Here is a 25,429-nt window from a genome sequence, read left to right as displayed (position 1 = left end):
CCCATGGGAATGTTCCCATTTGTAAAAATAACCTGATTCTAGATCTGAAAGGAATGGACGATGAAACTGTTACCTATTGCTGCTGCACTCTCTACTGCTTTACTTGCCCCTAATTTATACGCTGATGAAACTACGCCATTGGAGTTTAATGGTTATATGCGCGGAGGCGTTGGCCTGAGTAATGAAGGCGGCTCAAACAGCAAGTGGGAGGTGAGTAAAGTTGGCCGACTCGGCAACGAAAATGACCTGTATGGTGAGTTTGGTTTTAAGAAAGAGGTGTATGCAGAGGACGGCGTTTCATTTTTAGTTGATTCCATGTTGTCGTACTGGCAAGGCCAAGATGAAAACGCAGCGGATAAAAGCGTTGATGTGGTGCAATTGAATGTTCAGGCTGTGGGGCTTTTTGAAGATAAGGACATTGGAATTTGGGCGGGTGAACGTTACTACCAGCGTCATGATGTACACATCGTTGATAACTACTACTGGGACGTAAGTGGTATTGGTGCTGGTGTTGAACACATCAATATGGGGCCAGGCAAATTATCGGTCGCTTTGATTCAAGACACCGTTACGGGCGATGTTTTTGATGGGGAAGAAACTACAGCCATGATTGCAGACGCGCGTTATGCCGGGATTCCACTGTGGAAAAATGCGGATCTTGAAGTCGGTATTGATATGAACTTCGCCAATGAAAAACAAGGTCAAACGATCGACGCGGATGACAGTGTAATGCTAACGGCAAGCTTGAATCAAAACCTTTCAGATGGCTTCAATAAAACGATTCTACAGGTTGCTAACTCTGGTTATGCAGAGCAGATGACAACCTTTGGTACCGGTAAGGGTATCGTACGTGATGCAAGCAATAATGACGCCGAGGGCTTCCGATTGATTAACTGGGGCGTGCTTGCGATTGGCGAGAACATCGAGTTTGGCCACACTGTTCGTTATGCAGCATCAACCGGTGTTGGCGCCAATAATAGCGATGATGATTCTTTTAGTGCGGTAATTCGCCCGCTTTACAAGTGGGACAAGCGTATGCGTACCATTCTTGAAATTGGTGGCTTTGTTGAAACTATCGATAACAAAGATGGGGCGGGTGGTAAATTCACAATCGCTCAGGCTTGGGTTCCACAAGTGGGTTTCTGGTCTCGTCCTGAATTCCGTATCTTTGCTACTTATCTAAACGATGCTGAAAATGACAATGCTTTCGGTGAAGGTAAAAACAGTGAAATGAGCGTTGGTATGCAAGTGGAAGCTTGGTGGTAAGTAGAACTTTCTTGTAAATCATAACCAGTAAAAAAGGGGCTGACGTTATGTCAACCCCTTCGGATATCTATAGATTGCTGTAGTTTAGGTGATTACCAACCTTTTACTACGCCACCTTGGAAGATATCAGAAGCTGCGTTGTACACTTCTTCAGTTTGGTAAGCTTTTACGAAGTTCTGTACATTTTCAGCGTTTAGATTTTCTTCACGAGAAACGATTAGGTTTACATATGGAGAGTCTTTGTCTTCAACGAAGATGCCGTCTTTTTGCGGAGTCAGGTTGATAGAGCTCGCGTAAGTTGTGTTGATGATAGACAGTGCAACATCATCAAGAGAACGTGGCAGTTGAGCTGCGTCTAGCTCAACAATCGTTAGATTCTTAGGGTTACCAACGATGTCACGAACGGTTGCTAGAAGACCAGCGCCTTCACGAAGCTCAAGCAGACCTTGTTGCTCAAGAAGCAGTAGAGAGCGACCTAGGTTAGTTGGATCGTTTGGTACTGCAATACGAGCGCCGTCTTGGATTTCGTCTACAGATTTCACTTCTTTAGAGTAACCCGCGATTGGGTAAACAAACGTGTTACCAGCGATTGTTAGCTTGTAACCACGGTCAGCCACTTGCTGATCTAGGTACGGTGCGTGTTGGAATGCATTGATGTCGATAGAGCCGTCATCCAGTGCTGCGTTTGGTGTTACGTAATCTGTGAACGTCACTAACTCAACATCTAGGCCGTACTGCTCTTTTGCGACTTTAGCCGCTACTTCTGCAACTTGTGCTTCAGCACCTGCCATTACGCCAACTTTGATTTTAGAAGTATCCACTCCTTTCTCACCACAACCTGCTAGTACTAGCGCTGAAGCTGCCGCTGCGATAGTCAGTAAACCTTTAAGGCTAAATTTCATAATAATCTCCTTTTAATAAATCTATTTAATTTGGTTCAGACGACTCTTGTCTTAGATAGTTTGCGTTTTAACGCTGAGTCTTTATCTGTGGTCAACGCGGCGAACCAATGAATCACCGATTGATTGAATAATTTGTACAAGCACAATCAACATTACTACTGTCACTGCCATGATGGTCACATCGTAGCGGTGGAATCCGTAACGAATCGCGACATCACCTAGGCCACCGCCGCCTACAGTTCCGGCCATTGCTGAGTAGCTCACCAGAGTCACTAACGTAATCGTTACTGAGTTGATGATAGTCGGAAGTGCTTCAGGAAGCAGAACCTTATTGATGATTTGTGTTGGTGTTGCGCCCATTGATTGAGCGGCTTCTACTAAACCTGTTGGTACTTCAAGTAGCGCACTTTCGATAAGTCGAGCCACGAATGGGATAGCGCCAATTGTTAGTGGAACAATCGCTGCTGTTGTACCGATGAAGGTACCAATCAACATCTTAGTCAGTGGGATGATCGCAACCATCAGTACTAAGAAGGGCACTGAACGGCCTACGTTGACAACCGCACCAAGAATTTTGTTTAGCTTGGTGTTCTCTAATAGGCCACCTTTTTTAGTCGTATGTAGAATCACGCCTAATGGGATACCGACAGCGAAACCAACGATGCCTGCAACAGCAACCATGTAAAGAGTTTCGCCTGTTGCGCCTAATAGAAGGTTACCGTTAAGGCTGATCCAGTCAGCAATCTCGTTGAAACTAAAGGACATAACCAAGCACCTCTACTTTTACATTGTTGTCGCGTAGGAATTGGATAGCAGCATTATCATCTGCTTCATTGCCGAACAATTCAGCAACCATCATGCCGAACTTCACGCCGCCGGCGTAATCAAGGTCAGAGCTTAAGATGCTGACGTCGATGTTGAATTTGCGTGCGATTTGCGTCATCAACGGAGCATCAACGGTTGCGCCTGTAAACTCAAGGCGTACCAGTGGATAGCTGCTGTTTACACGAGTCTCTTGCAAACGTGCTTGGTAATCTTCAGGAATCGTTAGATCGAGCGTTGAACGAATGAACTGATGTGCCAGCTCTGTTTTAGGGTGTGCGAATATTTCACCTACGGTGCCTTTCTCTACTAACTCACCATCACCAATGATCGCGACTTCGTGACAGATGCTTTTAACCACATCCATTTCATGAGTAATCAGTAGGATAGTGATACTCAACTTACGGTTGATTTCACGTAGCAGCTCAAGAATAGATTGAGTCGTTGCTGGATCCAGCGCACTGGTCGCTTCATCACATAGCAATACTTTTGGGTCTGACGCTAGCGCACGAGCAATCGCGACACGCTGCTTTTGACCACCACTTAAGTTCGCAGGGTAGGTATCACGCTTATCCGATAGACCAACAAGCTCAAGTAACTCACTGACTTTCGCTTCAATCGCAGCTTTATCTCTACCAGCAAGCTCTAAAGGCAGTGCTACGTTGTTAAATACAGTACGAGAAGACAGCAGATTGAAGTGTTGGAAGATCATGCCGATGTTACGGCGAGCTTCGCTGAGTTCTGATTTACTGAGTTTTGTCAGGTCAATACCGTCAACAATCACTTCACCTGAGGTCGGGGCTTCCAACATATTTACACAACGGATCAGAGTACTTTTGCCTGCACCCGAAGAGCCGATAACTCCAAAGATTTGACCTTGAGGTATGTGAAGGTTGATATCGATTAAGGCATTGATTTCTTTAGTGCCTTGATAAAAAACCTTGTTGACTTGATTCACTTTAATCATAGAGAAACCCGTGCAGGTGGAACAGAATAATATGTCGATAGCTCGCTCGATTTACAGACGATGCTATGGTGTTCTATGATCTAAGTCAATAGATATTTTTACGTCTAGACGGCTAAACGTCGATTGTGTTGCTAAGGTAGAAACAAATCGTTAACGAACGCAAAACTAAATAGATAGTGATGAAGCAAATAAAGCGTGTAATAATTAATGATTAATAGAGAGTTGATAGAGAACTGAATTTTGTCTAAACCTGCTGTTTTTTTAGATCGTGATGGTGTGATTAACGTTGATCATGGCTACGTACATGATGAGCATGACTTTGAATACATCGATGGTGTGTTTGAAGCGGCAAAAGCGTTTAAAGATATGGGCTATTTATTGGTACTTGTGACCAACCAATCTGGTATTGCTCGTGGCAAGTTTAGCGAAGATCGTTTTCTTTCTTTGACACAGTGGATGGATTGGAACTTTGTCGATAATGGTGTTGAGTTAGATGGTATCTATTACTGTCCTCATCACCCTGAACACGGCATTGGCGACTACAAGCAAGATTGTGAATGTCGCAAGCCTAAACCTGGTATGTTCATTTCAGCGCGTGACTTTCTCAAAATTGATATGGCTAACTCGGTCATGATTGGCGATAAAGCTGAAGACATGATGGCCGCAGAAGCCGCTGGTGTTGGTACCAGAGTATTGGTGAGAACCGGTAAACCCGTGACTGAAAAGGGTGAGGCACTTGCCAGTGCAGTGCTAGATAGCATTAAAGATGTACCAGCTTTCCTGAAAGGCTGATACATTTTCCTATCGTTAACAGGCTTACTTATTACGTCGGTTCTAACCAGTCAACTGGGGTGCTAACCCATAAATAAGATATCAGCGCCGTTAACTATATAAAGATGAGGAACGCAGTATGAAAGCATTGTTGGCAGCATCTCTATGTACGGTAGCGTTAGTCGGGTGTTCTCAATCCGCGGCGCCTGATAGTGCAGTCTCGGATGACCAATTCGTGACTTATCAATGTGAGTCTGACGCTTCATTTAAGGTCGCTTACCTTGGTAATGAAAAAGCGGTATTACGTTTGCCAGAGAATGAATATCGCCTAACTCAAATAGCGGCAGGTTCAGGAACGAAGTACATCTTAGATGATGGAACCTCTGAACTGATCAATAGTGTCACTTTACGCACTAAAGGTGACAACGCACGTCTAGAACTTGGTCGTGTCGTCTATAAAAATTGCCGAAAGTAAGTCATAGTTAACTTCTAGGATTTACAAACAGTTAAGTGAGGGGTTATGCCCTCGCTTTTTCCTCTCTTCCCTTTAACGTTAGACTTTTTATGAGCAAAAAACTCACTATTCTCGATATTGCTAAGCTGTCCGGTGTTGGTAAGTCAACTGTATCTCGCGTTCTGACCAATGATCCAAAAGTGAAACCTGAAACCCGTGAAAGGGTGGAAAGAGTAATTCAAGAATCTGGGTACTCGCCTTCAAAGTCTGCACAGTCTATGCGTGGTGGCAGTCAAAAAGTCATCGGCGTAATCATTTCTCGTCTGGACTCTCCTTCTGAAAACAAAGCGGTAAGTACGATGCTGGCCGAATTGTATCGAGCGGATTACGACGTCGTGATCATGGAAAGTCAGCTTGATAGAGAAAAAGCCAATGAGCATCTGCAGGTTCTCAAGCGTCGCAATGTAGACGGCATTATTGTATTCGGCTTTACTGACTGTGATATTCCTGCGATTGAAGCTTGGGAACACAAAGCGGTGGTGATTGCTCTGGATACCGAGAACGTGACGTCGATTAACTATGATAACCAACAGGTGATCAATAGTGCGTTAACGCATTTAGCAGATCAGGGGATCTCTGAGGTTGGTTTCATTGGCGTTGATCCTAGTGACAAATCAACCGGTGAACTGCGTCTTAAGGCTTATCTCGAGTGGTGTGAAAATACAGGTTCAATTGCGAACTATCGTACTGGTCAACTTCATCATGAAAGCGCTTATCAGTTGGTGGATGAGGTGCTTGCTCCTGCGACTCAAGCGATTGTGTGTGCCAGTGACACATTGGCTCTTGGCGTAATCAAACGTCTACAAGAGCTACAACGTGAAGATGTGGTGGTGACTGGTGTCGGTGGCAATGATCTTCTCTCTTTCTTGTTCCCTCGAGTATTTAGCATTGATCCTGGGTATCAATCTGCAGGTAAATTGGCCGCTAATCTATTGATCTCTCAGCTTTTAGGCAATTCAGAGATCTCTCATCACACTCAATCTCCGATTCTATAATCCACTCAATCAAGCGAAATTGAACTGCTTAGATTAAAATTAGAGTGTGATCTCTTTCAATTAATGGGACTGTTCCCATTTTAATTTATCATTCATATGGGCATTATAACGACCGTAATTGGGAATGTTCCCATAGATCTAAATCCGAGTGGTTATAGCTACATGGTTTAGATGAGTAATTGAATGAAACCAGGGTGGGGTAGTATGAGTAAGATAGCGAAGCAAGACGTTGCGCGTCTTATCGAGTTAGTCGGTGGCAAAGAGAATATTGCAAGTGTCAGCCATTGTCTGACCCGACTGCGTTTTGTATTGAACGATACGGAACAAGCGAACAAAGCAGAACTAGAGAAGCTTAAGCTGGTAAAAGGCTGCTTTACTAACGCAGGTCAATTCCAAGTCGTGATTGGCACCGAGGTTGATGAGGTGTACGCACTTTTGATTGAGCAAACTGGCAAAGATGCATCATCAAAAGATGAGGCGAAGTTGGCTGCTCGCCAGAACATGAACTTCCTTGAGCGTGGTATCTCCCATTTAGCCGAAATTTTCGTACCACTGCTGCCTGCCATTATTACTGGTGGTTTGATTCTTGGTTTCCGTAATGTGATTGGCGACATTCGCATGTTCGATGGCAAAACCTTAGTTGAAATCAGCCAATTCTGGGCAACCGTTCACTCATTCTTATGGTTGATCGGCGAAGCTATTTTCTTCTTCCTACCGGTTGGTGTGTGTTGGGCGACGGTTAAGAAGCTTGGCGGAACCCCTATTTTGGGTATCACGCTCGGTGTGACCTTGGTTTCTCCACAGTTGATGAACGCTTACATGATAGGTAAATCGGTACCTGAGGTGTGGGACTTTGGCTTGTTCGTGATTGAGAAAGTCGGTTATCAAGCTCAGGTGATCCCCGCAATGTTAGCGGGTGTGGCTCTGGCCTTCATTGAGACAAACCTTAAGCGCATTGTACCTTCTTATCTGTACCTAGTTGTTGTGCCATTTGTCTCGATCATCTTATCTGTGATTCTAGCTCACGCCTTTATTGGCCCATTTGGTCGTATGTTGGGTGATGGTGTGGCTTTCGCTGCCAAAGTCGCAATGACTGGTGACTTCGCGATTCTTGGTTCCGTGGTATTTGGCTTCCTATACGCACCTTTGGTTATTACGGGTATTCACCACACAACCAATGCTGTGGACTTACAACTAATGCAAGACTTAGGTGGCACACCAATCTGGCCTTTGATTGCACTATCAAACATTGCACAAGCTTCAGCGGTTGTCGGCATCATTATTTTGAGTAAACGTGAAGGTGAACGAGACATCTCGGTACCAGCAGCAATCTCTGCTTACCTAGGTGTAACGGAACCTGCGATGTACGGCATCAACCTTAAATACAAATTCCCTATGTTGAGCGCAATGATCGGCAGTGCCGCAGCGGCTGCAATCTGTGGTAGTGCAGGTGTGATGGCGAATGGTATCGGTGTTGGTGGCTTGCCGGGTATCTTATCGATTCAGCCTCAATATTGGTCGATTTACTTAGTCGCGATGCTGGTGGCGGTTGTACTGCCGATAACGCTGACATTGTTCTTCTATAAACGAGCACAGATGAAAGGCGAACTAGAAACCGCCAACGCGTAATGCATTTAACAAGCGATGACTTCAGGTAAGTCATCGCTTTTTCTCTTATTTATAGCTTTTTCTTTTAGTTATAACGGCTATTCGACCATGATTCACATGGTGATTTTTATTTTATATTTTCTGGTAAGTGAGTGTTAGAGATGGCGATGACTGAACATGATGAAAGCTGGTGGAAAACCGCAACCATCTATCAAATCTACCCAAAGAGCTTTTGTGACAGCGGCAATAAAGGTACTGGCGATATCAAAGGGATCATTTCGAAACTGGATTACCTCAAACATTTGAGCGTGGATGCGATTTGGCTAACCCCAGTTTACGCGTCACCCATGATCGATAATGGTTACGATATCTCAGACTATTATGCGATTAACCCCCAATTCGGCACCATGGAAGACTTCGACTTACTGCTGTCTGAAGCGCATCAACGTGGCATTCGCATCGTGATGGATATCGTGGTAAACCATACCTCGACAGAGCATGCATGGTTTCAATCTGCTTTGGGCGATAAAAACAGCCCGTATCGCGATTACTATATCTGGAAAGATCCCGTAGATGGCCAAGCACCAACTAACTGGCAGTCTAAGTTCGGTGGTAATGCGTGGGAACTCGATGAGGCGACAGGGCAATACTTCCTACACTTATTCGCCAAAGAACAGGCTGACCTCAACTGGGAGAACCCGGTTGTACGCGAAGAAGTGAAAGACGTTATCAGCTTCTGGGCTGAGAAGGGCGTTGACGGTTTCCGCTTGGATGTGATCAACCTAATTTCGAAGCAACAAGATTTCCCTAACGATGATATCGGTGATGGTCGTCGTTTCTATACCGATGGTCCACGTGTGCACGAATACCTGAAAGAGATCAGCGAAGCGGTATTCCAGAAATACGGCAGCGTGACCGTCGGCGAGATGTCTTCAACCACGTTGGAACATTGTCAGCAATATTCAAATGTTGATAACAGCGAGCTATCAATGGTGTTTAACTTCCACCACCTTAAGGTTGATTACACCAATGGTGAGAAGTGGACCAATGCACCGTTTGATTTCTTACAGCTCAAGTCGATCTTCAATCACTGGCAAACCGGTTTGAACGGCAAAGGGTGGGGGGCGTTATTTTGGTGTAACCACGACCAACCAAGAGTCGTGAGCCGCTTGGGTAACGACCAGCAATATCGCGTTGAATCAGCCAAGATGCTTGCTGCGTCAGTCCACATGATGCAAGGCACACCGTATATCTATCAAGGTGAAGAGATTGGTATGACCAACCCGGGTTACACCGAGATCAGCCAGTATCGTGATGTAGAGAGTACCAATATGTACGACATCATGGTGAACCGTGATGGTGTGGCTCATCAAGATATGATGGCTATTTTAGCGCAGAAATCACGTGATAATTCTCGTACACCAATGCAATGGAACAGTGAGACGTACGCTGGCTTTTCGCTATCACAGCCATGGTTAGATGTTGCGAATAACTACACTGAGATCAACGCTGAGCAAGCGCTTGAAGATAAAGACTCGGTATTCTATTTCTATAAGAGTTTGATTGAGTTACGTAAAGAAGTGTCCGTGATTACTCATGGCAGCTATCAAGATTTATTGCCTGAGCACCCGTCGGTATTTGCGTACTCTCGTGAGAGTGAAGGACAAACTCTGCTGTGCATTAACAACTATTATGGTGAAGCGTGTCAGGTTGAGTTGCCTAACGAACTTGATCTGGATGAAGCGCAATTGCTATTGGGGAATTACCCTGAAGATCCGTCGCCAGTTTCTGTAAATACGATGATCTTGCGACCGTATGAAACAAGAATTCTCTTGATAGAGCAATAATACTCGTTCCCCTATGCGAGTATAAGCTTTGAGCCTGAATTCCAAATGTCAGGCTCAAAGCTTTCTTCTAATTTAACATTGACGTCTTATTCGATTGCTTAGCCTTTATTGACCGTAAATGAATCGAGAACCCACACTGTTTCGCTCAGTTGCGTGCCATTCTTTTCATCCCAGTCCATCATTTTCACAACGCCAAAATTTGGGTTAAACCATGTCTCGGTATTGCTTTGAAATTCAGCTGAATCATACCCATCACAAACAACGTTGTAAGTGTTTTCAACTTTCAGGTACGCCGTTTCAATTTTCTTACCTTTAACCGTTACCGTTGAGCGCTGACCATTTTCAGAAACTTGTTGCTGCCAATGGAATTCACATTGTGTGTCTGACGGTCCTAAATCATCAATATCACCTTCATAAAAATCATCAAGCAAGGCTTCTAGTTGGCCAGTAGTAACCTCAAACGAAAGCCCGACTGAACTACTGCTGTGGCTAATATTTGGGCTTTTTTCTTTTACTGTACTGCCTGAGGATTTGAATACTGGGTTGGTCACTAAAAAGTCGACAGTCTCACCGTTGCTCAATTCTATATTGGCATCAACTGAGTTAACAAAGCCATCACTGCCTTTGTAAAACAGCTCACTGTCTGTCTCACTTTGCACCGTCACATCTGCAGCATAGAAGTCGTTGATACCGCTGTTTACCATGCTCTCTACCGTTGCCTTTAGCTTCTCTAGTTCAGCAACACCTTTAGTAGTGTTAGAGATAGCTAGCTTATCCAATTCCAACTGAATATTGGCCAACATCAGTTCAGAACTGATGTCTCGGTATGCAAGATCCAACACTGTGTTCTCTTCACCATCTTCTGATACTAGGTACGATAATAGTGTGATGTTCTTCGGTGCAAACTGAGAGTTGTTGATCGGGTAATCGAACTGAGTTGTACCAGTTGAGCCTGATGAAGAAGAGCCACCTCCACAGCCATATAAAGCAAAGAGAGAAGTCGCAAGCAGCGTCATAGATTTATTCATGTTGAGCATTCCTAATATAGTTGGCCTAGAGCGGCCTGTTGTTTTTAGGAATGCTATTGTTGAGAGGGTTAATAGGGCAAAAAACGAAGATACATAAGATCTTAATTTATGTTTAACTTATTGTTTTTAAGTGATTTATATTTATTCATTCGGAAAATTGATGGCCGACATTCGTGCAGTAGTTAAGCATTAGGTTTTCCCATTGCTTGATGATCAGTGGCTCATTGATGCTCAATTTTAGATTTTTCCAAGGCTGGAGACAGGTCGATTTCGACTCAGGTTTGGATAAGCGAGCAAACAACTCTTCTGAAGGAACCACTCGCAGTAACGCGACCAAGGATTCCATGTAGTTGAGGCGAAACTTATCCATATCCCCTTGCTTGTAGGCAATATGGGAAATCATCATATAGACCAGTGCGTTCTCGATGGTCGAGTTACCCGCCGTATTGGTCAGAAACTCTTTGGCAGTTTGCAGGTCTCTTAACTTGAAGTGGATAATCCCAAGCCAGAGTTTGAGCTCATCGGGAATCAACTTAAAGCGTGTTTGCACAAGGCTAGTGAAACTGATCAGTCGCTGGTGGTCAGTCTCAAAGAGCGCCATTTGTCGTGCAATCAATGTTGCAGTCATCACGTTGAGTGGCACGCTATCCAGCTTTAGCGTTTGTTCATTAAGCAAATGGTTTAGTTCTTTATCGCTGACAGACCATTCTGGTGATAGCGGAGCAGGTAGAGCAAAGTAGTTTGCCAGCTCTCTATTTATCTCCATCAAGTCTTCATTGAGGTTATCTAACTCTATTGAGTAGACCCCACGAAAGGCAAGCTTGCCCGAGCTTGGATAAATAAGGCTGACTTTAGCTGCAAGACTTGTATCGACCTCCTGATCCTTTAATTGAATATTGAGCAGGTAGTCACTGGTACGCATGTTTTTTGCGCCCGGAAAGAAAGGAGTACTGTCTATTGGGTCAACGAAGTAACTCGGAGCATCTTGGTTGGCTAAATCGGTATAAGCGTATTCAATTTGCTGTTGGAGCAGTAGCGCTTTAACGGATTTTCGGCGCGTTCTCGCATTATCACCAATGGCATCGATGCGGTTCAGTAATAGTTCGACCTTAGGAATCAGCCTCTGTGTGCGTTCTAGCTCGGAGGCTTGGTTTGACGAGTGCCAAAACATATAACCTAGAGTCGCGGTGCTTATCAGCAACACAACAGAGAATGACAGTAATAAGAGGTTAAGCGGCGACGTCTTTTGGCTGGCCTGAGGTGGCTCGGTTACTTCTGTAATTTCGACTGCTGTATTGGCCAGACTCACTGAGCTCGGATTGAGAAAGTATCCTTTGCGTGGATAGGTCACCAAGATCTTAGTAGCATCGCTTTCTGGTAGGTGCTTTTGCAATACAGAACGCAATGTACTGATTCTATTAGTGAGAACATTCTTTGAAATGAAGTTACTTTGCCAAACTGATTCGATGATCTGCTCAGCTGCGATAGGCTCACCCACGCTAGTAAGAAACAGTTCGAGTAATTCAATAGAACGAGGTTCTAAATCGATGACCTGCTCGTTGCTACTCAAGACACGTGTGACTGGGTTGAATTCTAAACCTTCAATAGAGATCGAGGTTTGAGTGTCTTTGGCGTTAGAGAGGTAATCTTGCATAAGAAAAGAGAGGGTAGCTTATAAAAGCTAAATACTAGCTGTTTTTGTTATGAAAAACAGCTAGTAATTCATTGATTGGATAACTGGAATTAAGACGCGTAGTTGACCGAATAACGAGTAGGCTTGTGGTTCATTGCCAATACGATGTTCAATACTGCGGTGCCCAATACCGAAACGGCAATTACCCAAAGCGATACGAAGAAGCAAGAAGCAAACAGAATACAGGCATCAATGCCCATCTGAGTTTTACCTACAGAGATGCCGTAGCGGTCTTGGATGAACAAACATAATACGTTGAAGCCACCCAAGCTGGAGCGATGACGGAATAGGATTAACATACCTAAGCCCATTAATAAGCCACCGGCAACAGCACAGTAGATCTCGTTATGAACTTCTAGTGAGATAACTAGGTATAAATGATCAGCAAACACAGAAACTAACGCACCAGCAATTGCACTGCTAATGGCAAAGCTACGGCCAAATCGTTTCCACGCTAATAAATAGAATGGACAGTTGGCCACAAAGTACAAAATACCGAAGGTTACAGGTAAGAATTGACTCAAAAGCAGAGCCAAGCCAGTAGTACCACCGGTAAGCAGGTTCGCTGACTGTAAAAAGAAGACGCCTAACGCCACTAAAAACGTGCCAGTGAGAATAGCTACCCAATCTTCTTTACGTGAGTGTTTTTCCATCGTTTTAATAATTACCTAACCAATAAAGGCGTGCATAGTAGAGAAAAACCTTAGCTTTCGGTAGCTTGAGGGGTAAAATTAAGGTAAACCTATGTAATCTGCGTTTTACAGGGTGTAAAGCGTAAAATTGACAGTAAGCGTCATCTTTGGTTGGATAAGCTTAATAACCATGATGAATCTTATATGTGATTATGAAAAAACTGCATGATAAAATTGCAATTAGCTCTTTATGACCTAGATCAAATTATGTAGAATGCGTCACATCAAAACGGTGACGGAAACGTTTGCTTTCGGTCGTTGTGTGGTTTTTTTGAAACTTTCAGTACAATCTGAGTCAGGAGATACAGATGCTTAAGCGTGACATGAACATTGCTGATTACGATGCAGACCTATTCGCAGCTATCCAAGAAGAAACTCTTCGTCAGGAAGAGCACATCGAACTTATCGCTTCAGAAAACTACACAAGCCCACGTGTAATGGAAGCTCAAGGTTCTCAACTTACAAACAAATACGCTGAAGGCTACCCTGGTAAGCGTTACTACGGCGGTTGTGAGTTCGTAGATAAAGTTGAAACTCTAGCAATCGAACGTGCATGTGAACTGTTTGGCGCTCAATACGCGAACGTACAACCTCACTCAGGTTCTCAAGCTAACAACGCTGTATACATGGCGCTATTGAATGCTGGCGATACCGTTCTAGGTATGAGCCTAGCGCACGGTGGTCACCTAACGCACGGTTCTCCAGTAAACTTCTCTGGTAAGCTTTACAACATCATTCCTTACGGTATCGATGAAGCTGGCCAAATCGATTACGAAGAGATGGAAGCTCTCGCAATCGAGCACAAACCTAAGATGATCATCGGTGGTTTCTCAGCTTATTCTCAAGTTTGTGATTGGGCGCGCATGCGTGAAATCGCTGACAAAGTAGGTGCTTACTTCTTCGTAGATATGGCTCACGTTGCTGGTTTAATCGCAGCAGGTGTTTACCCGAACCCAGTTCCACACGCTCACGTTGTTACAACAACAACGCACAAAACGCTTGCTGGTCCTCGTGGTGGTCTTATCCTTTCTAACGAAGGCGAAGATCTATACAAGAAGCTGAACTCAGCAGTATTCCCTGGCGGCCAAGGTGGTCCTCTAATGCACGTTATTGCTGGTAAAGCAGTAGCGTTCAAAGAAGCTCTAGAGCCAGAGTTTAAAGAATACCAAGCACGCGTAGTTGCTAACGCAAAAGCAATGGTTGCTGAATTCCTAGCTCGCGGTTACAACATCGTTTCAGGTTCTACAGAGAACCACCTGTTCCTAGTTGACCTAATCGACAAAGACATCACAGGTAAAGAAGCAGATGCAGCACTAGGTTCAGCTAACATCACAGTGAACAAGAACTCAGTACCAAACGACCCACGTAGCCCGTTCGTTACTTCAGGTATCCGTATCGGTTCTCCTTCTATTACTCGTCGTGGTTTCTCAGAAGCCGATGCGAAAGAGCTAGCAGGTTGGATGTGTGACATCCTAGATAACATGGGTGATGAGTCTGTTATCGAAGCAACTAAAGCAAAAGTACTAGAGATCTGTAAGCGTCTACCGGTTTACGCTTAATTTTTCTTCGTAGTAATTTGAACTTCGTTGTCGAGCATGCTCACTTACATCCGTAAGCTCCGCGTGCTCTCCTAAAATTTCAAACGACTACTTTGAAAAGTACTTTTAAAGGGGCTCATTGAGTCCCTTTTTGTTTTAGGGAAAGGTGCTGAAAACTCCGCGCCTTTTCCTTGAACTAAATCTATTTGATTGAAACATACGATTTGAAGGGCTCCTGTATAGGGGCCTTTTTTGTATTGGTCGGTATGAGCGTTGGGTTATCTGAGAATACAGAAAGGCAGGTACTAAAAAGGGCTGATGTTTGCACATCAACCCTTTGCTGTTTGTTGGTATCGGTTTTACTTTTTGATGCTCAGTAAAGTACCTGACTTACATCTAAACGAGTAGTAGGTGCGGCTCTCGTTGAATTTGCCTAAGCCTTCGCCGTCGCAGTAGTCGATGTTGATATCACGCATTACTTCTAGTGTATCTTCGCTGTTCAAAGCGAATTTAGAACCATCAGAACAGACGATACGAATTCGCTCATCATGGCTTACTGAGTAGATATCGACTTCGGTATTACACAGCTCAAAAGAGGCTTCACGAAAGTTGTCTTGCTGTGTATTTGAAGCGCAACCTGCAGTCAGTGTTGCAGCGAAAACTGCCAAAAGTCCGAGTCTTTTCATTGTTAATCCTTCGCTATCATCAGATTGGGTGATGAGTTTTATATGCTATTTGAGGTAGCCTATACAACAATACGCTTTGGTTCAAGGAGCGTTGGTTGACTCTAAGATATAAAAGTATAGATGTAGACAGATAATTTATAACTGGCTAACTACATGTTTATCCAATACGTATCACCAATAAAAAAGACCAACACTGAGGCTGGCCTTTCAAAATCAAGCTTGTTTTAAATGACTATCGAAACTGTTTGGCTTCTGGAAGAAACTCAAAACCAGCAGATGCAAGTTTAGCGATCAAGGCTGCTTTGTCGATTTCGTAGAAGTTGACTACTCGATCCAAATCACCGCCGAAGTCGTCACGTAGCTTCATGTTGACGATGCTCATCAACATCACAGAGTCCATCTTTTCAAAGTTAGCGAGGTTCATATTAGTCCTCGAAATCTGAGATCAGCAGGTTGGCTGCGGCAAATGCAGCGCGATCACGTGCTTCTTTAGGAAGAGATTCATCTGCAGCAAGGTCATTCAATGTTTTTACCGCGCAGGTGATCGCTTTAGGGATATAGCCTTGGTCGCCACTGCCAATTTGAGAATACAGTGCACGCACCAAATCACAACAATCGTATACTTTCATTTTTATACCTAACCAAATGATAACTGATCTCAATATACACATAGAGATAAGCAAAAACAAAGTGGATCTGATTAAGTTCAGAGTTAGTTTGTTCTTGCTCAATATCTCATTCTGTTAATGCTCAATGTATTACTTTGCTAGCTTGCCATTTGAGTCGTTCTTTACGAGTCGCTTAGTATCTAATGATTAACCAGATATCTGCTGTTCAAGTTGATAAGTAACTTCATCTGCAAGGTTGAGTTGCTTAGCTAACTCTCTGAGGTAGGCCTTCTCCATAAAATTCTGCTCGTCAGCCACAATCAAAGAGGCTAAGTAGATCTCACTCGCTTGTTGAGGTGAAGTTGCGAGCTGAGCAATCTCACTTGGGTCGAGTGGCTTGTGCAGTTCTTCAGAGACCAGTTTAGTCAGTTGATAGTCCGCGCCCATATTTTCGACCGCTTGCTCGATCTTTGCCATCTCCCCCTCATCGACATGACCATCGGCTTTGGACGCAGCAATCATAGATCTTAGAATCAGCACACTATGGTTTGAGTCGTTCTCATCAAATTGAGCTTGTTCGGCATTCGGTGTTTGGCCTTGTTTAGACTGATAGTCGTTGTAGACTTTGTAAGCGAGAGCGCCAAGTGCTGCTGCGCCACCAATACCAGCGGCTTTCTTACCCATTTTCTTGGTTTTCTTCGAGCCCATTAACGCACCTAAGAGTCCTCCGCCAACTGCGCCTGCACCGAAGGCTCCGAGCGTGCTTTTGTTGATACTCTTGTCATTGCTGCCTTGAGTTAGGCCACTTAAACTTGAAGACCCTTGTGAAAGTTTCTGAGTGCCTTGTTTAACGAGATCTGATTTAAGTGCTTGGTTCAGTAAGCTTTTGATATCCATCGATACCTCCAATGGTGAGCATGTCCAAAAAGTTGATGACACCAATATACGGATTTAAAGATGAACAGGGGATTAACTTACGTTATTTACTCTACTGATAAATAGAAGGGAGTTTGAAGCGAAATGACAGGCACAAAAAAGGCCACCTAATGGCAGCCTTTCAATGTTTATCTAGCGAGTAACCAATTATTTAGTCAATACAGACTTATTCAGTTACTTAATTACTAAGCTAGTTGAGCTTTAAGGTGCTCGATAACCGTGTCCATTGCGATAACTTCTTTATCACCAGTACGACGGTTTTTGTATTCGAAGTTACCTTCGTCCATGCTGCGATCACCGATAACGATAGTGTGAGGGATACCCACAAGCTCGATATCTTTAAACATAACACCAGGGCGCTCTTTACGGTCATCGAATAAAACTTCGATACCCATAGCCGTTAATTCAGCGTATAGCTTCTCAGCGGCTTCTTTAACGCGCTCAGATTTGTGCATGTTCATTGGTACGATAGCAACTTGGAACGGTGCTAGTGCATCTGGCCAAGTGATACCGAATTTATCGTGGTTTTGCTCGATAGCCGATGCAACAACACGTGAAACACCGATACCGTAACAACCCATTTCTAGGATTACGCTCTTACCATCAGGACCAAGCACGTTACAGTTCATTGCTTTAGAGTAAGTATTACCTAGTTGGAAGATGTGACCAACTTCGATACCGCGCTTAAGCTGGATAGTACCTTGACCACATGGGCTAAGGTCGCCTTCAACAACGTTACGTAGATCTTCAACTTGAGCAAGCTCAACGTCACGACCCCAGTTGATGCCGAAGTAGTGCTTACCGTCTACGTTTGCGCCAGCGCCGAAGTCACTCATTACTGCTACAGAGCGGTCAACGATGAATGGTAGCTCTAGACCAACAGGGCCAAGTGAACCAGGACCTGCACCAACAAGTGCGCGGATTTCTTCTTCAGAAGCCATCTCTAGCGGAGAAGCAACTTGTGGAAGGTTCTCTGCTTTCACTTCGTTCAGTTCGTGATCACCACGGATGATCAGTGCAATGATATTTGCTTCTACTTCATCAGATGCTTTAACGAATAGAGTCTTAACTGTCTTCTCGATTGCTAGACCGTGTTGTTCTACAAGCTCTGCGATTGTTTTTGCGTTTGGCGTATCAACAAGTTCCATCTCTTGAGTTGGCGCTGCCGCTTCAGTCGTTGGAGCTAGTGCTTCTGCTTTCTCGATGTTCGCTGCGTAATCAGACTCAGAAGAGAATGCGATTAGGTCTTCGCCGCTTTCAGCAAGAACGTGGAACTCTTGAGAGCCGCTGCCGCCGATTGCGCCAGAGTCTGCCAATACTGGACGGTACTCAAGGCCCATGCGGTCGAATGCTTTACAGTAAGCATCGTGCATCGCTTGGTAAGACTTTTCTAAGCCTTCTTTGTCGATATCAAAGCTGTACGCATCCATCATAGAGAATTCACGTGCACGCATTACGCCAAAACGAGGGCGGCGTTCATCGCGGAATTTAGTCTGGATTTGGTACAGATTTAGAGGAAGCTGTTTATAAGAGCTGATCTCGTTACGTACTAGGCTCGTTACCACTTCTTCTGCTGTTGGGCTAAGAACAAACGGACGAGAATGACGGTCTGTGAAACGAAGTAGCTCAGGACCCATCTTTTCAGAACGGCCTGTCTCTTCCCAAAGCTCAAACGGTTGAACTACGGGCATCAAGATTTCAACGGCACCTGCATTATCGATCTCTTGGCGAACGATATTTTCGACTTTACGCAGTACACGTAGACCAGTAGGTAGCCAAGTATATAAACCTGAAGCTAGCTTACGGATCATACCTGCACGTAGCATCAGCTGGTGGCTGATAACTTCTGCGTCGTTTGGAGTCTCTTTCAGAGTAGAAAGAAGGTAGTTACTGGTACGCATTCTATGGTATCCGTTTCATCATTGATAAAAGAAAACTTGCTGCAGTTAGTGACGACAGCAAATCTGATATAGCCGTATATAATATCAGCCTATTTGGGATCTCAAAAGCGTTCAATGTCGGTAACATTGATGAAAAGCGTTTCAACAACGAATTTCACGTTAAGATCGAACAAATTTACCGCATATTCTTTACTGTCTGGCTTGCCTTTCTTATAGGCGGGTCGTGGATCTTGGCCTAACACTTCTTTGATCACCTGAATGATATGGCGCGCCTGTGGGTGACCAGACAGCTTACTTTGGGCTTGCTGCGAGAAGCTCACATCTAACACTTCAGGTTCATCGGCGGCAAACCCTCCTAGTGCATCGGGAATCGAATCCGAGTAGGGGATATAAGGCTTGATGTCTATGATAGGTGTGCCGTCAACGAGATCAACACTGCCTAAGTCCAACCAAGTTTGTCCCTTTTCTTGAGATACCCCTTTGAGTTCAACTGCAGACATGCCTATTCCATTCGGTCTGAATGTGGCACGAGACGCGAAGACACCAATACGTTCATTCCCGCCAAGGCGAGGTGGTCTCACTGTTGGTTTCCAGCCTGCTTCAAGGTTCTTATCGAACAAAAACAACAACCACACATGGCTAAATTGCTCAATATCTCGCACAGACTCAAGGCAGTTTGCTGCGTCAACCAACTTGACTCTTGAGGTGGATGTTGGCACCAATCTAGGCTGCCTGGGTACCGCGAACTTCTCTTTATAGGGAGACTCTATAAAGCCAATAGGTTCAATGGAGTACATGAGTGGACGTTCTCTAATTACGATCTATGGCGGAAAAATATCATAAAATCGCTTGTTTTTCTTTTGATAATAATTATCATTTGATATGTTATAACGTATCAATTTAATATTTAGGGAAATACAATGAAACCGAATATCCACCCTGACTACCGCACAGTGGTGTTCCACGACACCAGTGTTGATGAGTACTTCTTGATTGGCTCAACGTTGAAAACAGAACGTACTATCGAATGGGAAGATGGCAATACTTACCCTTATTTCACGATTGAAGTGTCTGCAAAATCGCATCCTTTCTATACGGGTAAACAGAGAGTGCTACATAAAGAGGGACGTGTTGCTAACTTTACTCGTCGCTTTGGTCAATTAGGTAAGGGATCTAAATAATGAAAGTTGTTAAATCACTTAAAAGTGCGAAAAGCCGTCACCCTGATTGCCAGATAGTTAAGCGTAGAGGGCGTCACTATGTGATCTGTAAATCCAATCCAAGATTTAAAGCGGTTCAAAAATAACCGTCAATATGATGTGACACGTGTGTAAAAACGAGGGGAAAGTCAAACTTCATTCATTTGTCTGTTTTTCTTTTCCTTCGAGAGGAACCTTGCTGAATATTGAGTGCTTATTTAAAGTACGCTGTGCTTTGTTTTTAAATGAATCAATGAGTTATACCATCAGTTATATCTGTAGTGAATGTGTAGTTGTGAATTATAAATCTAGTTTTTGTATTTAATGTAGATTTATTTGCTAATTAATTGTTCAAATGGAGTTAAAAGTAGTCGTTTGTTACACATTTTGTAACATTTTGAATTTCTAATTGATAATTTTGTCGCGTACCCTTCGCTGGCAATTTGAACATCTTTGTCACAATTGCACAGGAATCACTACACAAGGAGGGAACAGATGAGTTCATCTGCTTCAATAAAAAACAACGCACCAAAGAAACCTATTTTCACTCGCTTTTTAGACAGCGTTGAATATTTGGGGAACCTTTTACCCCACCCAATCACTCTTTTTGCAATCTTCTGTGTCGCAATCCTAGTTTCTTCAGGTATTGCTGGTTACTTTGAAGTATCTGTAATGGACCCTCGTCCCGAAGGTGCTAGTGGTCGTGCTGCTGATGGTATGATCCACGTTGTAAGCCTGCTTAATGCAGAAGGCCTACAACTTATCGTTACAAATCTCGTTACAAATTTTGTTGGCTTTGCTCCTTTAGGCACCGTGCTTGTTGCCATGTTAGGTGTAGCCATTGCTGAACATTCTGGTCTTTTATCTGCTGCAATGCGCGGCATGGTAATGGGTGCCTCTCAGCGCATGGTGACAGTAACTGTCGTCTTTGCAGGTATTATTTCGAATACTGCATCTGAGCTTGGTTATGTAGTTCTTATCCCACTTGCAGCGATGCTTTTCCACTCTTTAGGTCGTCACCCTCTTGCAGGTTTAGCGGCTGCATTTGCTGGTGTCTCTGGTGGTTATTCTGCCAACCTACTTATCGGTACGGTTGATCCACTGCTTTCTGGTATCACAGAAACAGCGGCACAAATGCTTGATCCTTCTTACTCTGTTGGCCCTGAATCAAACTGGTACTTCATGTTTGTTTCGACCTTCTTTATCTCGATTGCCGGTGCATTTGTAACAGAGAAGATTGTTGAACCTAAGCTGGGTAAATACAACGACGAAGACGCGTCTGAAGACCTTTCAAATGACTCAATGGGTAAGCTCAATGATACTGAGAAGAAAGGCCTTAAGTTTGCGGGTGTTGCAGTATTAATCGTCAGTGCGCTTTTAGCTTGGACTGTTGTTCCTGCTGATGGTGTTCTACGTTCAGAGGCGGGCACGATTTCAGGCTCTCCATTCCTGAAAAGTATCGTCGCGTTTATCTTTGTATTCTTTGCTATTCCTGGTTTTGTTTACGGTAAAGTTACCGGTTCAATGAAGAATGACCGTGATGTGATTAATGCAATGGCGACGTCTATGTCTTCAATGGGCATGTACATTGTTCTTGTCTTCTTTGCTGCACAGTTTGTTGCTTTCTTTAAGTGGACGAACTTTGGTCAAGTCGTTGCTGTAGGTGGCGCTAGCTTCTTACAAGATATTGGCTTAACGGGTCCAATGTTGTTCTTCGCGTTTATCTTAATGTGTGGCTTCATTAACCTGATGATCGGTTCAGCGTCTGCACAGTGGGCAGTAACAGCACCAATCTTCGTTCCAATGTTGATGCTAGTAGGCTATGCACCAGAAACGATTCAAGCGGCTTACCGTATCGGTGATTCAACAACCAACATCATTACACCAATGATGAGCTATTTCGGTCTTATCCTTGCAGTAGCGACTCGTTACATGAAGAACCTAGGTATTGGTACACTGATTGCGACAATGCTACCTTACTCAATGGTATTCATGTTCGGTTGGAGTATCTTGTTCTACTTATGGGTATTCGTATTCGGTCTACCAGTAGGTCCAGGCGCTGCAACTTTCTACACGCCTTAGTTAACAGTGATGGGCGAACATTTCGATTCGCTTATTAACTGAATAAAAGATGGTATACCCAAGAGCCTGCATTGATGCAGGCTCTTTTTGTATGAGCCAGTAAACTTACAATCCTGCAAACCGATAGGTGACGCCAAACTCCAATGACCAGCCCAAATCTCGTTGGATTAAAGTACTGTCGCTATCATGATGAATAAGGTCTGCTCTCGCGATACCAATCCAAGTCGGCGTAAACTCGTAGAGTCCGATGAACCCGGCTTGATAGACAAAGGTTGACCCAGAATCAAACTGACTCAATCCTGAGGAAGAAGATTCGGCGCTGGAAATACTGTAAAGATGATTTGAGAGCTTTTTGTCTCGATAGTCGATTTCTATGTAAGGCGTAATAGTAAATGGTTGCGTCCAGGTTTCTAATGTTCTGCCTAAGTGAAGCTGAACTTCGTAGCCGTCATGTTCTGAAGTCACATCGTGTAAGTAGGTGAGGCGTGCCCCTACCGTTCCTAAAGTTATCCCCAGTTCTCCATTACCATCTCTGTCTTGAATGCCGTTAGGTAGGTCTACAAAAGTGTTTGACACCTCTGCAAAGCGCCAATTTCCAGATAACCCTACGTAAGGCAGCAGTTGCCAATTGGCTAAGCTACCATCGATAAAGCCTTTTGGACCTGAATAGAATAGGTTGGGTGTCGCGCCAAATTGAGGGGCACTTTTAGTGGAGAAAACACTTTCACCATAGGTGATACTGCCTCCGATGATTCCGAATTCTTTATCGGCAACGTCTTCATTGGCAAAGACTTCATCAGCAAAGTCCTCACCGGCAAAAGAAAGTTGGGTGCTGCCAAAAACAATGGATAGTGAGAGGGCGATTCGACAAATCATAAGCAATACTCCGTTATTGTAATAAATATTAAGAACGGAGTATGTCGATTAAAATTTCATCGGGGCTGTATCGACTAAGTGACGATTTCTAAAGTTGTCGTCATTAGAAAGACTGCGGTTAGCGTTTAGCTAGTAGGCGATCGAGGTGGTTTGCGAACTCACGACGGTCGGTTTGAGAAAGAGTGCTTGGTCCGCCAGTTTGGATACCGCTTGAACGCATAGTATCCATAAAGTCACGAATGTTGAGACGCGCTTTAATGGTCTCTTTGGTGTAAAGCTCGCCGCGAGAGCTTAAAGCAAGCGCACCTTTGGTGATCACTTCGTCAGCCAGAGGAATGTCAGAGGTAATCACCAGATCGCCGGGTTCAGTGCGTTTTACGATTTCATCATCTGCAATATCAAACCCGCTTGGGACTTGAATTGAGTGAATGTTATTACGCTTGGGAACGGGAACCAAATGGTTCGCGACAAAGGTACATTCCACCCCTGTGCGTTCAGCTGCGCGTACGATTGTTTCTCGGATAACCTTAGGACAAGCGTCCGCATCAACCCATATCTTCATAGTGTTCTATTTCTCTGTTAGCTTATTTATCGGTCAACTTATTGCTCAGTTGCCTTATTGGCCAGTTAACTTATTGTTCAGTTAACTTAGCTTCAAGCGTGGCAACGCGAGTGGTAAGTTCAAGGATTTGCTTTTCTAGTTGGCTAACACGATCAAGTGTCGGCTCTTCTTGTGTCGCGACTTCCACTTTAGGGACGCGATTGGCGCTTTTCCAGCTTTTGATAGTCATGATTAAAGCTGGCATCGGAACGGATGTGCTCATACGAGCTTTAACTAAAGCAACTGTCGGCTCTTTCCCTTGTGCTTGCAGTCCTTCAAGCACTGATTTCAACTCTTCAGACACATCTTTTGTCAGCATGTTGACCTCCATTTTTAGTCTTTGGTCATTTTACTCGCTCCGGTGAATGATAGCGAATCATAAAACCGCCCATAGCTTGTGAGAGATCTCTTACAAAGGCTGTGAGATAACACGAATACATCACTAGAGAGATTTAAGTGCATATGGTTAAGTTGCTGAATTTTAATTGTTTTATATAATTAACAACTTTATTGAATTGAAAGTGTGATGCAAATCTATTGTCCAAAATCCTAAATCGCGTAAATTAAACCTTGTCGGAAGGATTCTGACACGGAACAGGAAAGCACCAAGGATTTGGTTATCTTCAGGATGAAGATTTGGTTACTTAGGATTGAGTAGTCAAGCATGGAGCGTAAGGACATTGTAGGGATACAGCCAGTTAACAGGAAGTTAGCTGCAACGGAATGACAATGGACACCTTTAGGATTTAAAGGGTTGGATTAGCATCAGGACGATGTAAAGGACACCGCTCACGGAACAAGTGATGTGCGCTAACTAGGATTGTTAGCTTTCAGGATGATTGGACACCGCTAGGACGGCGAAGTAAAGGAAAGAGCTGAAGGATTACAGCCACTATTATGGATGATGCATGGAGCATTTATTAGTAGCCGGACTGCTGCGAGTAAGACCCTAGCCCTGACACTTCGGTGTCGGGGCTTTTCTTTATCTGAGGCTTTTCTCTATCTAGGGCTCTTTTTAATTCAGGAGCTTTTATCTAAGAGCGCGACATCTGCTTTTCTGCTAATAGTCAACACAAGGAGTGTTTTATGACGATAGCAACCTCAAGAACGCTGTTGGTACCTTATACTGAACAGCTACAACACGACTTTATCAAGTTAAATTGCTGCCCCATTAATCGTGCTGAAATGAATGGGCCGCACTCTATTGCCTCTGCGAAGCTCTTATTTCAAGAGATACTGCAAGACAACGCCGGCTTCTGCCGCGCGATTATCCATAACCAAACCCGTGAATATCTTGGACATGTCTTTGTTTCATCAGAAGAGGGTCAGCATGAGCTTGGCTTTATTTTGGATAAAGAATTTTGGAATCAAGGTCTTGCTAGCGAAGTGCTAAAACCTTTCTTCAGTTTGGTGTGTTTTGAAGAGCACCTAACGAATGTTGTTGCGACCGTTAATGTCGGTCATAACCCATCGATTAAGTTACTCGAAAAGTTAGGCTTTGCATTTAAAGAGACCAAACAAGATCAGTTTGGCCCTTATCATGAATATCGTTATACCGAGTTTTGCGACGTTACATTCTATGAGGCTGTAGCTCAAACCGCATAGAGCGGAAGCCGACCATCGTCAGTTTTCCTTGGTACAGGTCATCACCTAATGCCGAAAACTCAAATTGGTACACAGTATGCCAGCGCCAAATGGTGGTTAGCTCATGGCGCATCTTAAATTTATGACCACTGAAGGCAACGCTTAATAGCTGCAAGTCGAGCTCTTTACATTTTCTCGCAATGGCAGTTTTCGCAAGCTCTGATTGCCTGCGCTGCTGCCAAAAGAAAAAGCAAAAGAAGCACAGCATCAAAATAGCCAATAAGTTATCTATCATTTAATCCATACTTCCTTT

27 protein-coding genes are annotated in these 25,429 nt (G+C 43.9%); 11 read left to right on the top strand and 16 right to left on the bottom strand.

Annotated features, from left to right (window positions below):
* Positions 1 to 60: 60 nt before the first annotated feature.
* Positions 61 to 1,266 (top strand): carbohydrate porin, encoded by a 1,206-nt coding sequence (locus tag AC3CH4_RS11780; RefSeq protein ID WP_488542987.1) that lies wholly within the window; start codon positions 61 to 63, stop codon positions 1,264 to 1,266.
* 92 nt (positions 1,267 to 1,358) lie between these two features.
* Here AC3CH4_RS11780 and AC3CH4_RS11775 read toward each other — a convergent pair whose 3' ends face one another.
* The 3 genes from AC3CH4_RS11775 to metN form a co-directional block, all read right to left on the bottom strand.
* Positions 1,359 to 2,168: a MetQ/NlpA family lipoprotein gene (locus AC3CH4_RS11775; protein WP_488542986.1), complete on the bottom strand. Its 810-nt coding sequence runs from the start codon at positions 2,166 to 2,168 to the stop codon at positions 1,359 to 1,361.
* Between the two features lie 81 nt (positions 2,169 to 2,249).
* The gene (locus AC3CH4_RS11770; protein WP_004734372.1) at positions 2,250 to 2,933 is read right to left on the bottom strand and encodes a methionine ABC transporter permease; all 684 of its coding nucleotides are present in this window, start codon (positions 2,931 to 2,933) and stop codon (positions 2,250 to 2,252) included.
* Positions 2,923 to 3,957 carry a methionine ABC transporter ATP-binding protein MetN gene (gene metN, locus AC3CH4_RS11765; RefSeq protein WP_114633916.1) on the bottom strand — a complete coding sequence of 345 codons (1,035 nt, stop codon included), beginning with the start codon at positions 3,955 to 3,957 and terminating at the stop codon, positions 2,923 to 2,925. The genes AC3CH4_RS11770 and metN overlap by 11 nt, the downstream gene beginning before the upstream one ends.
* A gap of 240 nt (positions 3,958 to 4,197) precedes the next feature.
* Between metN and gmhB the strand changes: the two genes are divergently transcribed.
* The 5 genes from gmhB to treC all read left to right on the top strand — a co-directional run bounded on the left by gmhB (position 4,198) and on the right by treC (position 9,692).
* The gene (gene gmhB, locus AC3CH4_RS11760; protein WP_488542985.1) at positions 4,198 to 4,749 is read left to right on the top strand and encodes a D-glycero-beta-D-manno-heptose 1,7-bisphosphate 7-phosphatase; all 552 of its coding nucleotides are present in this window, start codon (positions 4,198 to 4,200) and stop codon (positions 4,747 to 4,749) included.
* A 118-nt stretch (positions 4,750 to 4,867) separates the two neighbouring features.
* Entirely contained in the window at positions 4,868 to 5,203 is a 336-nt protein-coding gene (locus AC3CH4_RS11755) for an MliC family protein (RefSeq protein WP_171316892.1), read from the top strand.
* Positions 5,204 to 5,292: 89 nt separating this feature from the next.
* Positions 5,293 to 6,237, top strand: a complete 945-nt coding sequence (treR, locus tag AC3CH4_RS11750; RefSeq protein WP_488542984.1) for a trehalose operon repressor TreR — start codon at positions 5,293 to 5,295, stop codon at positions 6,235 to 6,237.
* Positions 6,238 to 6,441: 204 nt separating this feature from the next.
* Positions 6,442 to 7,866, top strand: coding sequence for a PTS trehalose transporter subunit IIBC (treB, locus tag AC3CH4_RS11745; protein WP_016791314.1), 1,425 nt, complete (start codon positions 6,442 to 6,444; stop codon positions 7,864 to 7,866).
* 140 nt (positions 7,867 to 8,006) lie between these two features.
* Entirely contained in the window at positions 8,007 to 9,692 is a 1,686-nt protein-coding gene (treC, locus tag AC3CH4_RS11740; RefSeq protein ID WP_428785292.1) for an alpha,alpha-phosphotrehalase, read from the top strand.
* Between the two features lie 98 nt (positions 9,693 to 9,790).
* Here the strand turns inward: treC and AC3CH4_RS11735 are convergent, their stop codons facing one another.
* The 3 genes from AC3CH4_RS11735 to AC3CH4_RS11725 all read right to left on the bottom strand — a co-directional run bounded on the left by AC3CH4_RS11735 (position 9,791) and on the right by AC3CH4_RS11725 (position 13,066).
* The gene (locus AC3CH4_RS11735; protein ID WP_171312514.1) at positions 9,791 to 10,720 is read right to left on the bottom strand and encodes a hypothetical protein; all 930 of its coding nucleotides are present in this window, start codon (positions 10,718 to 10,720) and stop codon (positions 9,791 to 9,793) included.
* Between the two features lie 145 nt (positions 10,721 to 10,865).
* Positions 10,866 to 12,374 (bottom strand): winged helix-turn-helix domain-containing protein, encoded by a 1,509-nt coding sequence (locus AC3CH4_RS11730; RefSeq protein WP_146457463.1) that lies wholly within the window; start codon positions 12,372 to 12,374, stop codon positions 10,866 to 10,868.
* A gap of 89 nt (positions 12,375 to 12,463) precedes the next feature.
* On the bottom strand, positions 12,464 to 13,066 hold the full coding sequence (locus tag AC3CH4_RS11725; protein ID WP_488542983.1) for a YitT family protein: 603 nt from the start codon (positions 13,064 to 13,066) through the stop codon (positions 12,464 to 12,466).
* Positions 13,067 to 13,413: 347 nt separating this feature from the next.
* Here AC3CH4_RS11725 and glyA point away from each other — a divergent pair, with 347 nt between their 5' ends.
* Positions 13,414 to 14,664, top strand: coding sequence for a serine hydroxymethyltransferase (gene glyA, locus AC3CH4_RS11720; RefSeq protein ID WP_017084166.1), 1,251 nt, complete (start codon positions 13,414 to 13,416; stop codon positions 14,662 to 14,664).
* A gap of 338 nt (positions 14,665 to 15,002) precedes the next feature.
* Here the strand turns inward: glyA and AC3CH4_RS11715 are convergent, their stop codons facing one another.
* From AC3CH4_RS11715 to tsaA, 6 genes are all read right to left on the bottom strand, one after another.
* The gene (locus AC3CH4_RS11715; protein WP_488542982.1) at positions 15,003 to 15,329 is read right to left on the bottom strand and encodes a hypothetical protein; all 327 of its coding nucleotides are present in this window, start codon (positions 15,327 to 15,329) and stop codon (positions 15,003 to 15,005) included.
* Between the two features lie 232 nt (positions 15,330 to 15,561).
* Complete coding sequence (locus AC3CH4_RS11710; protein WP_004736793.1) at positions 15,562 to 15,753, bottom strand: DUF4250 domain-containing protein; 192 nt, start codon at positions 15,751 to 15,753, stop codon at positions 15,562 to 15,564.
* A 1-nt stretch (position 15,754) separates the two neighbouring features.
* Positions 15,755 to 15,958 carry a YaeP family protein gene (locus AC3CH4_RS11705; RefSeq protein ID WP_065205042.1) on the bottom strand — a complete coding sequence of 68 codons (204 nt, stop codon included), beginning with the start codon at positions 15,956 to 15,958 and terminating at the stop codon, positions 15,755 to 15,757.
* A gap of 186 nt (positions 15,959 to 16,144) precedes the next feature.
* Positions 16,145 to 16,834: a tellurite resistance TerB family protein gene (locus AC3CH4_RS11700; RefSeq protein WP_488542981.1), complete on the bottom strand. Its 690-nt coding sequence runs from the start codon at positions 16,832 to 16,834 to the stop codon at positions 16,145 to 16,147.
* Between the two features lie 224 nt (positions 16,835 to 17,058).
* A complete protein-coding gene (locus AC3CH4_RS11695; protein ID WP_065205040.1) occupies positions 17,059 to 18,774 on the bottom strand; it encodes a proline--tRNA ligase in 1,716 nt (571 codons plus the stop codon).
* A 101-nt stretch (positions 18,775 to 18,875) separates the two neighbouring features.
* A complete protein-coding gene (tsaA, locus tag AC3CH4_RS11690; protein WP_171308078.1) occupies positions 18,876 to 19,571 on the bottom strand; it encodes a tRNA (N6-threonylcarbamoyladenosine(37)-N6)-methyltransferase TrmO in 696 nt (231 codons plus the stop codon).
* A gap of 123 nt (positions 19,572 to 19,694) precedes the next feature.
* On the opposite strand from tsaA, the gene AC3CH4_RS11685 reads away from it, so the two are divergent.
* The 3 genes from AC3CH4_RS11685 to AC3CH4_RS11675 all read left to right on the top strand — a co-directional run bounded on the left by AC3CH4_RS11685 (position 19,695) and on the right by AC3CH4_RS11675 (position 22,055).
* A complete protein-coding gene (locus AC3CH4_RS11685; protein ID WP_016800686.1) occupies positions 19,695 to 19,955 on the top strand; it encodes a type B 50S ribosomal protein L31 in 261 nt (86 codons plus the stop codon).
* Entirely contained in the window at positions 19,955 to 20,080 is a 126-nt protein-coding gene (ykgO, locus tag AC3CH4_RS11680) for a type B 50S ribosomal protein L36 (protein ID WP_010436457.1), read from the top strand. The genes AC3CH4_RS11685 and ykgO overlap by 1 nt, the downstream gene beginning before the upstream one ends.
* A 388-nt stretch (positions 20,081 to 20,468) precedes the next feature.
* The gene (locus AC3CH4_RS11675; RefSeq protein WP_016800687.1) at positions 20,469 to 22,055 is read left to right on the top strand and encodes an AbgT family transporter; all 1,587 of its coding nucleotides are present in this window, start codon (positions 20,469 to 20,471) and stop codon (positions 22,053 to 22,055) included.
* Between the two features lie 105 nt (positions 22,056 to 22,160).
* On the opposite strand, the gene AC3CH4_RS11670 is transcribed toward AC3CH4_RS11675, so the two are convergent.
* The 3 genes from AC3CH4_RS11670 to AC3CH4_RS11660 form a co-directional block, all read right to left on the bottom strand.
* A complete protein-coding gene (locus AC3CH4_RS11670) occupies positions 22,161 to 22,931 on the bottom strand; it encodes a MipA/OmpV family protein (protein ID WP_488542980.1) in 771 nt (256 codons plus the stop codon).
* A 118-nt stretch (positions 22,932 to 23,049) separates the two neighbouring features.
* Positions 23,050 to 23,493, bottom strand: coding sequence for a YaiI/YqxD family protein (locus AC3CH4_RS11665; RefSeq protein WP_004734361.1), 444 nt, complete (start codon positions 23,491 to 23,493; stop codon positions 23,050 to 23,052).
* A 70-nt stretch (positions 23,494 to 23,563) separates the two neighbouring features.
* A complete protein-coding gene (locus AC3CH4_RS11660; RefSeq protein ID WP_146531997.1) occupies positions 23,564 to 23,851 on the bottom strand; it encodes a hypothetical protein in 288 nt (95 codons plus the stop codon).
* Positions 23,852 to 24,618: 767 nt separating this feature from the next.
* Between AC3CH4_RS11660 and AC3CH4_RS11655 the strand changes: the two genes are divergently transcribed.
* Positions 24,619 to 25,137, top strand: a complete 519-nt coding sequence (locus tag AC3CH4_RS11655; protein WP_054547594.1) for a GNAT family N-acetyltransferase — start codon at positions 24,619 to 24,621, stop codon at positions 25,135 to 25,137.
* Here AC3CH4_RS11655 and AC3CH4_RS11650 read toward each other — a convergent pair.
* Positions 25,103 to 25,411: a DUF3301 domain-containing protein gene (locus AC3CH4_RS11650; RefSeq protein WP_004734358.1), complete on the bottom strand. Its 309-nt coding sequence runs from the start codon at positions 25,409 to 25,411 to the stop codon at positions 25,103 to 25,105. The genes AC3CH4_RS11655 and AC3CH4_RS11650 overlap by 35 nt on opposite strands.
* Between the last annotated feature and the right edge of the window lie 18 nt (positions 25,412 to 25,429).

The organism is Vibrio sp. QJM3NY_26 (assembly GCF_057786005.1).
Note: the sequence above shows the minus strand (reverse complement) of the source record. Positions and strands in the feature narration are given on the sequence as shown.